A 13,367-nucleotide genomic window follows, 5' to 3' on the forward strand; every position below is an offset into this window, starting at 1 on the left:
GTCAGGCGCGTACCTGGGGCGGCGGGACCTCCCAGCGCGCCGAGTGGCCGGGCGGGAGCGCCAGGTCACGGCGGACCGCGGCGTAATACTCCTCGCGCCCGGCGCGCTGGCGGTCCAGCAGGACCTGCCATGCCTGCGGATCGTGGACGCGATCGCTCAGGAACCGTTCCATGTCGATGACCGAGAGGACCCACAGACGCGCCTTGTCCACCACCTCCTGCGTCCCCAGCAGCAACAGCGCCTCGCCGGCCGGGTCCCGGCCGACGGTGGCCTCGGCCAGGAGAGGGGCGGCCTCCTCGGGGGACAACGGGTGCGGGTGAGGGTCGTTCCCGAGGTGGGCGGCGACGCGGTACGTCAGGGTGATGGCCTTCTTGAGGGACCGCGCGTAGTCGGAGTACACCGCGAGCCTCCGCTCCTCCCAGCGAGTCGTCTGTTCGCGACGGAACCGGACCTGTTCGCCCCGCACGATCGCCAGATACGAGCCGAGGGCACCGATGACCACGCCGATCAGCGCCGGGAGTTGTTGTATGAACGCGGACATGGGCGCACGGTATCTGTCCCCGGGACGATCACGGCAGTAGCGTCCCTGCCATGACTGCGATGAGGCGCTTCGAAGGACACGGGGTTCTGATCACGGGCGCGGCCCGCGGCATCGGCGCGGCCACCGCGCGCCGACTGGCCGAGGAAGGCGCCCAAGTGCTCGTCACCGACGTGGACTTGGCCGAGGCGGAGAAGACGGCCGCCTCGATCCGTGAACTCGGCGGGCGCGCAGAGGCGTTCCGTTGCGATGTGGGGGACCGTACGACGGTCGAGGCGGCCGTCGCGTACGCCGTGGACGCCTTCGGCTCGCTCGACGTCCTGGTCAACAACGCGTACGGCTGCACCCCCGACGCCCCGCTCTTCGAGGACGAGCCCGACGAGGTGTGGGCCCGTGACCTCGACCTCACCCTGACCGGCGCCTACCGCTGCGCCCGCGCGGCGCTCCCGCACCTGGTGGCCTCGGGCCGCGGAGCCATCGTCAGCATCGGCTCGGTCAACGGCATCCAGTCCTTCAGCAACCACGCCTACAGCGCCGCCAAGGCGGGTCTCATGTCGCTGACCCGCACCCTCGCCGCGCACGCGGCCCCGCGCGGCGTGCGCGTCAACCTGGTGGCACCGGGCACGGTCCGCACCACGGCGTGGGAGGACCGCGAGGCCGACCTCGCACTGGCGTCGGAGGTGTATCCGCTCGGCCGGGTCGGCGAGCCCGAGGACATCGCGGCCGCCGTCGCCTTCCTCGCCTCCCGGGACGCGGCCTGGATCACCGGGACGACGCTGTGCGTGGACGGGGGCCTGCTGGCGGTCAACACCGGTTTCCAGCAGGCCATCAAGCGCCTCGATGGTGTGGAGAGGGGTTAGCGGAGGGGAGTCGGTGGAGCCGGCGGGTATCAGGGGCGTCGAAGGGCGCAGTGGCGGGCGACGGCTTCGTACACCCGGTCCGTATCCGCCTCGGACGTACGCCAGTTGCTGAACGCCGCCCGCAGCGCATGCGTGCCGCCGTAGAACGTCGGCGTCACGTAGGCCTCACCCGAGGCGGCGATCTCCCGCGCCAGCGCCTGCACCCGCTCCTCGCCCGGATCGTCGGCGAGAGTGAAGCAGACGACGTTGAGCCGGACCGGTGCCAGCAGCCGCAGTTGAGGAACCTCCGCGATGCGCTCGCCGAGACGCCGGGCGTGCGCGACGTTCCGCTCGACGATCTCGCGATGCCCGTCGCGCCCGTACGCCATCAGCGAGAACCAGGCCGGAAGCGCGCGCAGCCGACGGGAGTTCTCCGGCGTGAGGTGCAGGAAGTCGGGGTCGCCGGTGGGGAGTCCGAGATACGGCGACGCGTTGTGGAAGACCCGGACCTGGAGGTCCTGGCGGCGGGTGAACTGGACGGCCGCGTCGTAGGGGACGTTCAGCCACTTGTGCAGGTCGACACAGACGGAGTCGGCCGCGTCGAGGCCCTCGACGAGATGCGCGTACGACGGTGACAGCGCGGCGAAGCCGCCGAACGCGGCGTCCACGTGCAGCCAGAAGTCGTACCGCTCCTTGAGCGCCACGATGGCCCGCAGATCGTCGAAGTCGACGGTGTTCACCGTCCCGGCGTTCGCCACGACCACGGCCGGGCGCCCGTCGAGCGCGTCCAGGGCGGCGGCGAGCCGCTCGACGTCGACGGCCTCGCGGTTCCCGGACAGCACCGGCACCGGACGCAGCCGGTCCCGCCCGATGCCGAGCACGGACAGTGCCTTGGCGACGCTGGAGTGCGGGCTGCCGGACAGCACGTCGACCGGACCGAGCGCCCCGACCCCCTCCTGCGAAACCGACACGCCCAGGCGCTCGCCGAGCCACTCCCGCGCGATCGCCAGACCGACCGTGTTGGAGACGGCCGCCCCGCTCACGAACGCCCCGCTGTGCGCCTCGCTCAGCCCGAACAGTTCGCGCAGCCAGCCCAGCGTCTCGCGCTCCAGGGCGGCCGCGGACGAGCCACCGCTGCCGGACACGTTCTGGTCGTACGCGCTGGTCAGCCAGTCCCCGGTGAGCGATGCGGGCGTCGCGCCGCCGGTGACGAAGCCGAGGTAGCGCGGGCCGGCCGAGCCGGAGAAACCCGGCGACCAGCGCTCGGCGAACCGGGCCAGGGCGCCCTCGGCGCCCGTTCCGCCGGCCGGAAGGGGCTCGGGGCCGGGCGCCTTGCCGAGGTGGGCGACCGGACGCTCGTCGAGACCGCTCACCTCCCGCACGGCGAAATCGCGGGCGGACTGCTGCGGTAGCCGCCCGGGGCTGGCGTGGACGTCTGGCCGGGCGGGCGGGTGACGGTGGGAGGGACGAGGGGGCGGGCCGGCCTGGCTGCCGTGATGGTGGGGGAAGGCGCCGCCGAGGAAGAGGGCGGCCAGAGCCCCGGAAATCCCGGTGCTGCTCATGCTCCTCACATGGTCCCGTTTTGAACGGAATGGAGAGCGTGGGGAGGAAAGAGCACGATTCTCAGAAGCCATCCGCCGGCCGAACGTGATGCTTTGGCTCGGGGTGGGTGGGCATGAACTCTGGTTGGCGGCGGGAGAGACGCGGTGGTTCGTCCGCTCGTTTCGCTCGTGGAGGTGGCTGGTGCCGTCGGTGTCCGGTCTGCTGGAGGCCCGGGAGAAGCGGCAGGGCGTCTCACTCCTCCGCCTCTACTGCTACGCGGGCGACGACCGGTGGCCGGGGCAAGTGCCGGCCCGGCGGGTGTAGTCGGCCACCCGCCGGGCCGGCGCAGAGTGCGCGGTCAGTGCTCGGCCCGCAGGGTTCCGAGCAGGCCGTGCGCCTCGTCCTCGATGCCCGCGGCGAACCAGACGGAGTCCTTGCCGCCGGACTGCTTGGTGCCGCGCTGCAGGCCCCACAGGCCCTCGATCTCGATCGGGTCGCCGTTGCGGTCCTTCAGGGTTCCCTTGAGCTTGCCGGTCTTCTTGTTGAAGACGTTGATGCGGCCGTCGCCGAAGTTGCCGACGAGCAGGTCACCGGCGAACTTCCCGAAGCCCTTGGGGGCGACTTCGAGGCCCCAGGGGGAGTTGAGCACATGCCCGTTCTTCGGGTCGGCGCCGCTCGCGAAGCGCTGCAGCAGCTTCCCCTCCTTGCTGTACACGTCGATGAATCCGTGGCCGGCGCCCGGGACGTCGTCTTCCTTGTCGTCGTCCTGGAGGGCGTAGGTCACGAAGACCTTGGAACCGATCGTCTTGACATCGAACGGTGCGTATCCGTCGGGGAGGTTCGGATCCTCGAACCGGCTGTCGGTCGGCGGTACGGGGTTGAAGTCCTTGTCGAAGACGTCGATGCGCGCGTCACTGAAGTTCGCGACGAGGATCCGCGGCTCGCCGTGCTTCTCGTCCTTGCCGTCCTTCCCGTTCTCCCTGTGGTCCTTGCCGCGTACCAGCGCCAGGCCCTTGAAGATGGCGTCCTCGTGAGCGACCGTGTCGACGCCCGTCCCGGTGATGTGCGGGTTCCATGCGAAGAGGTCGCCGTGCTCCCCTGCGAAGAGGAACTTGGCGGCAGCCGTGGAGCCTCGGGGCCCGATCTGGAAGTCGTCGGTGTCGTTGCGTACGACCCCGGTCGGGGCGCCGTCCTCCGGGAAGTCCACCACCAGGGGCACGATGCTGACCGGCTGCCGGTCCACGGCTCCGGTGTAGATCGTGGCCTTGTCGGAGCCGTTGTCCGAGACCCACACCTCTCCGGTGTTCGCGAGTGCCAGGCCCCAGGGGTTGACCAGGTTCTTGTCCTGCACCTCCGCTCTTCCCGCGAGGTCGGACACGAGGTCCCTCTCCAGGAAGCCGTGGTCCGCCTTGTGCGGGCCGGCCTGCCCGGGCCCGGGCAGCGCCGCGGCGGCGAGGGCGCCGACGGTGCCCAGAGTCAGCGCGGCCGCCAGCACCCGTTTACTGAAGGGGCGCGATCGGCGGACCGATACCTGCTGTGCCATGTACGAAACTCCTCTGCCAGTGCGGAACAAACCGGTAGAGGTCATCAGATGTGACGCAAATCGCATGCGCCAGCCGACACACGACGGCTGACGCGCCACCCCGCCGATCGGGCCGCGCCCAACTGGCCGCACACCGAGCCACGCGGGCCGGCAGGTCGACATCCCCACCGTCGACATCTGCCCGAACTGCCACGTGGACGTGTACTCCGGCATCGACCGGATGTCCGCTGACCCGCCGCTGCCGTCGTCTCGCCGTGGCTGCCCTCGCCAAGGAGAAGGGCCTGCCGCCGCAGAGCGGCGGTGGCGGTCGCGTAGTTCCGCTCCTCAAGAAGGACGGCGAGGTGGGCGCCGGCGGTCGGCTTGTCCAGGACTGGACGGACGTCAGCCTCGTCACACCAATCCAGCCAGAGGCTGACGTTGTTCTCGTATACCTCGATCGTGCCGGGCAGGACCGATTCCTCAAGGCCCCAGGTCAGACGCGTCCAAAAGTGTCACAAGGCTACGAGAAAAGTCACCGTTTGGTCGCAGCCCCGATCCTCCCTACAACGCACACCCCCCGACGCGGGTCTACCAGGCAGGTAACGCGAGAAGCACGAAAGGGAGGGCCCGCCATGGGGGACATACGCAGACGAGGAGCCGTCGCACTCGGGATCACCGGACTGGTCGCACCGCTGACCCTCGCGCTGGGCACGACGCCCGCGCAGGCCGCGAGCTGCACGACGCAGACCGGCCCGTACCAGAAGCAGGTGGAGAAGTTCCTCGGCCGGCCGGTCGACGGGCGGCAGTCCACCGCCGACTGCAAGGCGATCCAGGCCTTCCAGACCAAGCACGGCATCACCCCGAACATCGGGTACGCGGGATCCGTCACCTGGGGCGTGATGGACCTGATGAACAAGCAGAAGGCCGTCGGGAACAACCCCAACAAGGACGGCAAGTGCCCGGTCAACAAGGGCCGCATCGCCTGCGTCAACCTGACACTCCAGCTCAGCTGGATCCAGGACGGCGACAGGCTCGTCTACGGTCCGGTGCCGGTCCGAACCGGACGCGACGGATACGAGACCCGCACCGGCCTGAAGAAGATCTACTGGCGGGACATCGACCACGTCTCGGACATCTACAACGTGCCCATGCCCTACAGCCAGTTCTTCGACGGCGGCGAGGCCTTCCACTCGGTCGGCCTCAGCATGTGGAACCCGCCCGGCTCGCACGGCTGCGTCAACATGACCAACGCCACCGCCAAGAAGTACTGGTCACTGCTCAAGACCGGCGACGACGTCTTCGTGTACGGCCGCAAGCCCGGCACCTGACGGCACCCGGCCGCAGGTGCCGGTCCGGAGCTCCCGCTCGCCCAACTCGTCGAGGACACCGTCCTCGTGAGTGATGAGCTTCACGGTCCGTAATGTCAGGGGGCGCACCTTTACTCACATCACCTTCACGCCAAGGCCCGTATGATTCACACCATGTCCACCACTCCTGAAAGCGACTCTGAGCGCTCAGCCGCCGAGGTCAACGAGGAGATCCGGGCCCTCTGGTTCCGGACGGGCGGGACGCTGAACATGGACCAGCGGCGGGAGTACCAGCGGCTCGTCCTGGAGTGGGCGGAAGCCTCCCTGGAGTCGCCCACGCAGGCGGCGTGACCACCCGGATCTCAGCCCCAACTCTCAGCCCCAACTCTGCGAATACTGGCGCCGATAGGCTTTGCGGTCCTGTTCCGTGCGGATGTACCGCGTCGCCACCAGCGCGATCAGACTTCCCGCGATGATCAGTAGGCCTGGACCGACGTTCTGGGGGTTCGTGAGCCGGGAGACGAGCGTCTGAGCGTTGCCCGTCGTCCCCACCGGCTCGACGGCGCCCGGCGCGGCCGACCCGGGCGCGACCGCCGCGCCCTGAGACGCCGAGGGCGCGGCCGAAAGCGACGGAGCGGGGGAGGCCTGGGCCGCACCGCCGGCGGAGGCCTGGGGCTGCCCCGCGAGCTGCACACCCAGCGCGGTCAGCGCCTTGGTGACCGGCTGGAAGAACGTTGTACCGCCCGCGGTGCAGTCCCCGTTGCCTCCCGAGGTCACTCCGAGTGCGATGCCCTCGGAGAACATCGGGCCGCCGCTGTCGCCGGGTTCGGCGCACACCGTGGTCTCGATGAGTCCGGTGACGGTGCCCTCCGGGTAGTTGACCGTGGCGTTGAGCGCGGTCACCTTCCCGTCGTGCAGCCCGCTGGTGCTGCCGCTGCGGAAGACCCGCTGGCCGACCGTCGGATCGGCGGCACCGGTGATGCGTACGCCGTTTCCGCCGCCGATGGCCACTACATTGCTCCCGGCCGTGGTCTGCTGACCGTTGTCGTACTGCACGAGGGAGAAGTCGCTGCCGGGGAACGCCGTGGTGATCGTCCGGCCCACCTGCTGAGTGCCCCGGTTGTCGGCGAACCAGACGGATCCTGCCGGGCCGCAGTGCCCGGCCGTGAGGATGAACTCGCTCTGCCCATTGGTCACATTGAAGCCCGCCGAACAGCGCCCGCCGGTCGAGAAGATCGGCTGCGCGCCGTTCAGCCGCGTGGTGAACGCGCCCTGGGTCCGCTGCATGCGTACGGAGTCCCCGATGCCGTCCGCGAGTTGCGTCATACGCGACCAGTCGGAGGCGGAGACCGTGCTGTCGGCCTGCACCACCACCTCGTTCTTCGTGTAGTCCACGGCCCAGGCGGTGCCCGGCACCCGGGGCGCCGAACTCAGGCTCGCGGTCGCGGACTTGAGGTCCCGCATGCTGTGCCGTACGACCTTCGCGCGGGCACCCGCCTCCTTCACCTCGGCCGCCGCGGCAGAGTCGGTCACCGCGACGACCGGGCTGCCGTCGGAGGCGATCCAACTGCCTGCGGTACGCGAGGTACCGAGACGCGTGACCAGGGTGGCACCTGTATCGGCGGCTGCCTGCGCCGAACTCTCCGTGGCACGCGACGTGTCGGACGGTTCGCTCGCCATCGCGTGCGTCACCATCAGCCCTCCGCAGAGCAGCCCGCCGACGGCCGCGAGTCGCGCCCCCCGTCGGACGATCCGTCGTCGTGCGTGCCTCATCCATGGGCTCCCGAAGCCGAACGGCGCGGCGTCACCACCGCCGAGGGCCCCGGTCGAGAGCCCTCCCCTCATACGTGCGCCCACGCCCGCGCGTTCACCGCGGCGCACGAAGCATTCGCGGGGCTCGGCCCCGGGCCCTCTCGCGTGGTGAACAGCCCTGCCATGATGGGCGGATGCGCGTGCTCATGCCGGTCCCTGACCGCGACTTCGACGTCACCGAAGTAGCCGTACCCTGGCGGATCCTCACGGAGGCGGGGCACGAGGTCGTCTTCGCGACCGAGCGGGCGGGTACCCGGCCCGAGGCGGACCCGAAGCTGCTGACAGGCGTGCTCTTCGGACAGCTCGGCGCCGAGGCGGAACCCCGGCAGTGCTATCAACAGCTCACCGAATCCCCGGAGTTCGACGCCACGGTCTCCTGGGCGGACGTCGACGTCGAGGGGTTCGACGGACTGCTGCTGCCCGGCGGACACGCGCCGGGCATGCGGCAATACCTGGGCTCATCAGCGTTGCAGCAGCGGATCGCCCGCTTCTGGACCCTGGAGCGGCCGGTCGGCGCGATCTGCCACGGCGTCCTCGTGCTCGCCCGGGCCCGCGACACCGCGACAGGCCGCAGCGTGCTGGCGGACCGGCGTACGACCTGTCTGCCCAAGTACATGGAACGCACGGCCTACTTCACCACCGCCTGGCGTCTCGGCCGTTACTACCGCACCTACCCCGCGTACGTCGAGGACGAGGTCAGAGCGGCCCTCGCCGACCCGGCCGCGCAGTTCGAACGGGGGCCTCGCACGCTCACCAGACGGGGCACCGCCTCCGACGACACGCATGCCTTCGTCGTGCGGGACGGCCACTACCTCTCGGCCCGCTGGCCGGGAGACGCCTACCTCTTCGGCCGCCGCTACCTCGCCCTGCTGACGCGTACCGCCGAGCGTTAGGCGCGGGTGCGGGCGGCGACCTCCGGCGGAGTCAGATAGACGTCGGTGTGTTCGAAGTCCCGGAGGGTCCCCTTCTTGTCGGCGAGGAACCCGGTGCGGACGAAGTCGTCGCCGGCGACCGCGTTGAGCAGCCAGTTGGCGCCGGTACGGAACCGGGCCGCGCCGGTGCGCAGCGCGTACAGGTGGTAGCTGCGGGCCACGACCTGCGCGGGCACGCCCTTGAGACCGATGCCGAGCGGCTTGGACACCGCGTCGTGGCCGCCGAGGTCGACGACGAGACCGAGGTCCTTGTGCTTGTACGGCGTCGTCGGCTCTCCGCGCAACAGCGCGGTCAGGGTCTTCGCCGCATGCCGGCCCTGCCGGGCGGCGTGCTGGGCGGTGGGCGCGCAGTACGAGCCGTCGCCCTTGGCCAGGTCGGGCACGGCGGCCGCGTCGCCGAGCGCGAACACCCCGTCCAGGCCCGGCACCCGGAAGTCGGGTTCGGTGGCGATCCGGCCGCGTACGGTCTCCGCGCCGAGCGAGTCGACCAGCGGGCTCGCCGCGACACCGGCCGTCCACACCAGCGTCCGCGAGGGGAGCACCCGGCCGTCGGTGAGGGTGACCTTGTCCTCGGTCACGGAGGCGACGGACGTCTCCAGGGAGATCTGCACGCCGCGTTCGCTCAGCATGCGCAACGCGCTCCTGCCCAGCTTGTCGCCGAGCTCCGGCAGCAGCCTGGGGGCGAGGTCGACCAGATGCCACTTGATGAGGTGGGGGTCGATCCGCGGGTGGTAGCGCTTCGCCGCGGCGGTGGTCAGGCGCTGCAGACAGGCCGCGGTCTCGGTGCCCGCGTAGCCGCCGCCGACCACCACGAACTGCAGTCGCGCGGCCCGCTCGTCCTCGTCGGACGTGGCCGCCGCCAGGTCGAGTTGGGCGATCACATGGTCGCGCAGATACACGGCCTGGGCGAGGGTCTTCATGCCCCGCGCCTCGTCCAGCAGCCCCGGGATGTCGAAGGTGCGGGTCACGCTGCCCGGGGTGAGGAGCAAGTAGTCGTACGACAGGTCGACGACGTCTCCGGTGATCTTGCGGACGACGCACACCTTGGCCCCTGGATCCACGCCGATCACCCCACCCGGCACCAGCACGGTGCGGTGCAGGATCCGGCGCAGCGAGGGCGCCACGGACTGTGGGGTGACGACACCGGCGGCGACGTGCGGCAGCAGCGGCAGATAGAGCTGATAGTCGGTGGGGCTGACCAGGGTGATCCGGGCATCGCCGGGAGCGAGGATCCGTTCGAGGCCCCGCGCGGCCTCGACGCCGGCGAAACCCGCGCCGACGATGACGATCTTCGGAGCGTCCATCCGAGCAGCCTCTCTCCACGAGCCGACACAGCGGCCCGCCGACCGCGAGCTCAGGCTCACACGGGATGCACGCGTCTGCCACCGCGACCGGGGCGGGGGAGGGCGGCGGCGACATTCTCTACCGAGCAGTAACTCTTCCTTCCCCTTTCGTACATCCGTGCGCGCGATCATGTCGGGCGCGGCGAGGTCGAGTTACCTCGTCGCTCCGACGTGTGCAGGCGTGAGAAGGGGACGGGCATGACAGGACGCGGTGTGGGGCGCAGGATAGGCGCGGTTTCGGCGGTCGTGGCGCTGGGGATCGGAGGGACGGTCACCGCGGCCGGGTCCGCCGCCGCGGCTCCGGTCCAGGCGGCGGTGAGCACGACCGCGGCCCAGGCCGACGTCGACTACGCCACCTGGCAGAGTGACGTCCAGGCCGTCATCGACCAGGCGCTGCCGTACGTGGAACAGCGCACCGCGAACGCCGGCGGACAGAAGCTCGCCCTCGTCTTCGACATCGACAACACCACGCTGGAGACGGACTTCCACCCCTGGTACGCGCTCCCCACCCCGGCGGTCAAGGCCTCCCTGGAACTCGCTCGCTACGCGCACTCCCGGGGCGTCGACATCTTCTTCGTCACCGCGCGCCCCGGCATCATCGCCAGCGAGACGAAGTGGAACCTGAAGACCGTCGGCTACCCGGTCTCCGGCCTGTACGTGCGTGATCTGCCGGACCTCTTCGACGAGGTCAGCGCCTACAAGACCAGCAAGCGGGCACAGATCGAATCCCTGGGTTACACGATCATCGCCAACGTCGGCAACAACACCTCCGACCTCGTCGGAGGCCACGCCGAGCGCACCTTCAAGCTGCCCGACTACGACGGCCAGTTGTCCTGAACCGAACGGTCCGGGCGCCCTGCGGCGCCCGGACCGGCCGCTTAGACTTCCGCCATGGATGAGGCTTCGCTGGACACGCTCGGTTCGGGCAAGTACCTGCTGATCACGAGCTACCGCAAGAACGGCACGGGAGTCGCCACGCCGGTGTGGGTCGTGCGGGACGGTGCGGCGCTCGGCGCCTGGACCCCCGCGGACAGCTGGAAGGTGAAGCGGATCCGCAACCGCGCCGACATCCTGGTGGGACCCTGCGACGTGCGGGGCAATCCGACCGGCGAACAGGTCCCGGCCACCGCCGAGGTCGTCGACGCGGCCGCGACCGCCCACTACCGGCAGCTCGTCGCCCGCAAGTACGGTCTCATCGGCCGCCTCACCCTCTTCGGCAGCCGCCTGCGCCGGGGCGAGCGCGGCACGGTGGGCATCCGCATCACACTGACGCCGTGACGCCCTGACGTGCCGCGCACCGCTCGTGGCCGCCAGGCGTAGAACGGCCCCCTAGGGGGCCGCGAGTAGCGCGAGAGCCAGGCGCCCCAGAATTGCGGGCGCGCGCATCTTCCCCGGGGGAACTTCCCCCTCGTGCACGAGGGGGCGCCTTCACCTGAACAGTGACAGGTGCACGCTAACGCCCCTCGGTCCCGTCGGGTGGTGTCTCACCCAACAACCAAGTCCAGGCCATGACTTCACCTACGGCGGTCAGGCCATGGATAAATCTTCAACCAAAGGTCTCCCGGTCGAGTCAAAGGGTCTACCCGCATAGAAGTCCCCGATGCTGTCATGCCCATGACCGCCCGGAACTCTGCCGGGCACCACATCGGGAGACCCCCACGATGTCCCGCATATCCCGTCCCCTCGTCACCAGTCTGTCCGCGCTGGCCCTCGCCGCCGCCGGGCTCACCGTCACCGCCGGCACCGCGCACGCCGCCACCTGCAGCCAGGCCTACCTTCCGCTGCCCGACCCCAGCTGCCAGCCCGGCGACCTCAACCCGGACGTCACCCAGGACACCATCGACTCCACGATCTGCGTCTCCGGCTGGACCGCGACGGTACGGCCCTCCAGCTCGTACACCACGGCTCTGAAGAAGAAGCAGATCGTCGAGTACGGCTACACCGACACCTCCACCTCCGACTACGAGGAAGACCACTTCGTCCCCCTCGAGCTCGGCGGTTCCCCCAAGAGCGCGCTCAACCTCTGGCCCGAGCCCGAGTACGGCACGAAGACCGCCGCCAACAAGGACACGGTCGAGAACAAGCTCAAGAAGGCTGTCTGCGCCGGCACCGTCAGCCTCACCGACGCCCAGGACGCCATCATCACCGACTGGACGACCGCCCTCTCCGACCTCGGCCTCAGCTGACGCGTCGGCATCGGGCCCGATCCCCTCCGCGGGTCGGGTCCGATGTCATGCCTTCTTCAGGAAGGTGGTCTTCAGGACCAGACCCTTGACCTTCTTGGTGTTGCACTCGATCTCGTCGGGCTTGCCGGTCAGGCGGATGTTCTTCGCCGGCGTGCCGCGCTTGAGGGTCTCCGAGGTGCCCTTCACCTTCAGGTCCTTGATCACCGTGACGGAGTCGCCGTCCGCTCTCTCGCAGCAGCTGGCGGTGCTGCGCCGCTCGGGCATCGTCACCTCCAAGCGCGGCGGCTCCACAGTGGTCTACGAACTGGCCGGCGGGGACGTCGCGGATCTCATGCGGGCGGCCCGGCGGATCCTGACCGAGATGCTCTCCGGGCGCGACGAACTCCCGGCCGAGCTGCGAGAAGCAGAGGTCGGCACACGATGACCGGGGCGTTCGACCGGGCCCGGACCCGGATCTCCGCGCTCTTGCCTGCCCGCGCAGACCTGGCGGAGATGGCGCGCGCGCCCCGGCGCGATCTGCTCGCCGGACCCACCGTGGCCGTCGTCGCGCTGCCCCTCTGCGTGATCGGGCTGCAACAGATGCCGAACGCGCTGGGTGTGGCCAAACCCGAGGGCGACCGCGTGCTGGTGGTCAGCTGGCGTGCCATCGAGGAGTTCGTCCGGCATCCGAACTGGACGGCCGTGGCCGGTGGTGCGCGGCGACGCCGACGGCAACGGCAAGAGCATCTGGATCACCCTGCCGCTGTGAAGGGGTGTCCCGCGCAAAAGGGACGCGAATTGGGTCCTGCCTGCCCGGCAGGCGAGGATGGTCCGCATGGGTGTGACGAGTGGGCGGGTGCGAGGCGCCGAGGAGCGGTCGGTACGTCCGTGCCGGCGGGTCGGAGAGGGGGCGGCAGCATGAGTACGCCGCTGTACCAACTGAAGGCCGAGTTCTTCAAGACGCTCGGGCACCCGGCACGCATCCGCGTCCTCGAGCTTCTGAGCGAGCGGGAGTACGCGGTGGCGGAGATGCTGCCCGAGGTGGGGATCGAGCCCGCGCATTTGTCCCAGCAGCTGGCCGTGCTGCGGCGGGCGAACCTGGTCGTCACCCGCAAGGAAGGCTCGACCGTCTACTACTCGCTGACCAGCCCGCACGTGGCGGAGCTGCTCAGGGTCGCGCGGACCATCCTCTCCGGAGTGCTGGCGGGGCAGGCCGAACTGCTCGCCGACCTGAAGGCCGCTCAGGGAGAGACGAAGCCGACCGCGTAACCGTGTCGCCGCCTTGAGTATCGCGGCGCCGGGCTTCAGGGCTCCGCTTGAGCACCGCGGCACCGGGCTCCAAAGGTCCGCGGGCATCCGCGGGAATC

Annotated in this window: 16 protein-coding genes; 10 read left to right on the forward strand and 6 right to left on the reverse strand. The window is 70.1% G+C overall.

The window, feature by feature from the left end; all coding sequences use genetic code 11:
* Window position 1 precedes the first annotated feature (1 nt).
* On the reverse strand, window positions 2-541 hold the full coding sequence (locus AB5J50_RS47090) for a hypothetical protein (protein ID WP_369264670.1): 540 nt from the start codon (window positions 539-541) through the stop codon (window positions 2-4).
* A gap of 50 nt (window positions 542-591) precedes the next feature.
* On the opposite strand from AB5J50_RS47090, the gene AB5J50_RS47095 reads away from it, so the two are divergent.
* A complete protein-coding gene (locus AB5J50_RS47095; RefSeq protein ID WP_369264671.1) occupies window positions 592-1,398 on the forward strand; it encodes an SDR family NAD(P)-dependent oxidoreductase in 807 nt (268 codons plus the stop codon).
* A 29-nt stretch (window positions 1,399-1,427) separates the two neighbouring features.
* Here AB5J50_RS47095 and AB5J50_RS47100 read toward each other — a convergent pair whose 3' ends face one another.
* Window positions 1,428-2,939, reverse strand: coding sequence for an aspartate aminotransferase family protein (locus tag AB5J50_RS47100; RefSeq protein ID WP_369264672.1), 1,512 nt, complete (start codon window positions 2,937-2,939; stop codon window positions 1,428-1,430).
* A gap of 181 nt (window positions 2,940-3,120) precedes the next feature.
* Between AB5J50_RS47100 and AB5J50_RS47105 the strand changes: the two genes are divergently transcribed.
* Entirely contained in the window at window positions 3,121-3,243 is a 123-nt protein-coding gene (locus AB5J50_RS47105; RefSeq protein ID WP_369264673.1) for a hypothetical protein, read from the forward strand.
* Between the two features lie 34 nt (window positions 3,244-3,277).
* Here the strand turns inward: AB5J50_RS47105 and AB5J50_RS47110 are convergent, their stop codons facing one another.
* Complete coding sequence (locus AB5J50_RS47110) at window positions 3,278-4,462, reverse strand: TIGR03118 family protein (protein WP_369264674.1); 1,185 nt, start codon at window positions 4,460-4,462, stop codon at window positions 3,278-3,280.
* 611 nt (window positions 4,463-5,073) lie between these two features.
* Between AB5J50_RS47110 and AB5J50_RS47115 the strand changes: the two genes are divergently transcribed.
* Window positions 5,074-5,769 (forward strand): L,D-transpeptidase family protein, encoded by a 696-nt coding sequence (locus tag AB5J50_RS47115; protein WP_369264675.1) that lies wholly within the window; start codon window positions 5,074-5,076, stop codon window positions 5,767-5,769.
* A 141-nt stretch (window positions 5,770-5,910) separates the two neighbouring features.
* A complete protein-coding gene (locus AB5J50_RS47120; RefSeq protein ID WP_327434154.1) occupies window positions 5,911-6,099 on the forward strand; it encodes a hypothetical protein in 189 nt (62 codons plus the stop codon).
* A gap of 24 nt (window positions 6,100-6,123) precedes the next feature.
* Here the strand turns inward: AB5J50_RS47120 and AB5J50_RS47125 are convergent, their stop codons facing one another.
* The gene (locus AB5J50_RS47125; RefSeq protein WP_369264676.1) at window positions 6,124-7,521 is read right to left on the reverse strand and encodes a S1 family peptidase; all 1,398 of its coding nucleotides are present in this window, start codon (window positions 7,519-7,521) and stop codon (window positions 6,124-6,126) included.
* A gap of 173 nt (window positions 7,522-7,694) precedes the next feature.
* Between AB5J50_RS47125 and AB5J50_RS47130 the strand changes: the two genes are divergently transcribed.
* Window positions 7,695-8,453, forward strand: a complete 759-nt coding sequence (locus AB5J50_RS47130) for a type 1 glutamine amidotransferase domain-containing protein (protein ID WP_369264677.1) — start codon at window positions 7,695-7,697, stop codon at window positions 8,451-8,453.
* Here the strand turns inward: AB5J50_RS47130 and AB5J50_RS47135 are convergent.
* The gene (locus AB5J50_RS47135; protein WP_369264678.1) at window positions 8,450-9,796 is read right to left on the reverse strand and encodes an NAD(P)/FAD-dependent oxidoreductase; all 1,347 of its coding nucleotides are present in this window, start codon (window positions 9,794-9,796) and stop codon (window positions 8,450-8,452) included. The genes AB5J50_RS47130 and AB5J50_RS47135 overlap by 4 nt on opposite strands.
* Window positions 9,797-10,033: 237 nt before the next feature.
* Between AB5J50_RS47135 and AB5J50_RS47140 the strand changes: the two genes are divergently transcribed.
* The 3 genes from AB5J50_RS47140 to AB5J50_RS47150 all read left to right on the forward strand — a co-directional run bounded on the left by AB5J50_RS47140 (window position 10,034) and on the right by AB5J50_RS47150 (window position 12,021).
* Window positions 10,034-10,672 carry an HAD family acid phosphatase gene (locus AB5J50_RS47140; protein ID WP_369264679.1) on the forward strand — a complete coding sequence of 213 codons (639 nt, stop codon included), beginning with the start codon at window positions 10,034-10,036 and terminating at the stop codon, window positions 10,670-10,672.
* Between the two features lie 54 nt (window positions 10,673-10,726).
* A complete protein-coding gene (locus tag AB5J50_RS47145; RefSeq protein ID WP_369264680.1) occupies window positions 10,727-11,113 on the forward strand; it encodes a PPOX class F420-dependent oxidoreductase in 387 nt (128 codons plus the stop codon).
* Between the two features lie 383 nt (window positions 11,114-11,496).
* Window positions 11,497-12,021, forward strand: coding sequence for a hypothetical protein (locus tag AB5J50_RS47150; protein ID WP_369264681.1), 525 nt, complete (start codon window positions 11,497-11,499; stop codon window positions 12,019-12,021).
* Window positions 12,022-12,066: 45 nt separating this feature from the next.
* Here the strand turns inward: AB5J50_RS47150 and AB5J50_RS47155 are convergent, their stop codons facing one another.
* Complete coding sequence (locus tag AB5J50_RS47155) at window positions 12,067-12,225, reverse strand: PhnA domain-containing protein (RefSeq protein ID WP_369264682.1); 159 nt, start codon at window positions 12,223-12,225, stop codon at window positions 12,067-12,069.
* Here AB5J50_RS47155 and AB5J50_RS47160 point away from each other — a divergent pair.
* Both AB5J50_RS47160 and AB5J50_RS47165 read left to right on the forward strand, forming a co-directional pair.
* The gene (locus tag AB5J50_RS47160) at window positions 12,158-12,445 is read left to right on the forward strand and encodes a winged helix-turn-helix domain-containing protein (protein ID WP_369264683.1); all 288 of its coding nucleotides are present in this window, start codon (window positions 12,158-12,160) and stop codon (window positions 12,443-12,445) included. The two genes, AB5J50_RS47155 and AB5J50_RS47160, sit on opposite strands and share 68 nt — an antisense overlap.
* A gap of 473 nt (window positions 12,446-12,918) precedes the next feature.
* A complete protein-coding gene (locus AB5J50_RS47165; RefSeq protein ID WP_327434166.1) occupies window positions 12,919-13,269 on the forward strand; it encodes a metalloregulator ArsR/SmtB family transcription factor in 351 nt (116 codons plus the stop codon).
* Window positions 13,270-13,367 lie beyond the last annotated feature (98 nt).

Origin of the sequence: Streptomyces sp. R35, assembly GCF_041053035.1 — a bacterium.
In the GTDB taxonomy this organism is placed as follows: Bacteria; Actinomycetota; Actinomycetes; order Streptomycetales; family Streptomycetaceae; genus Streptomyces; species Streptomyces lutosisoli.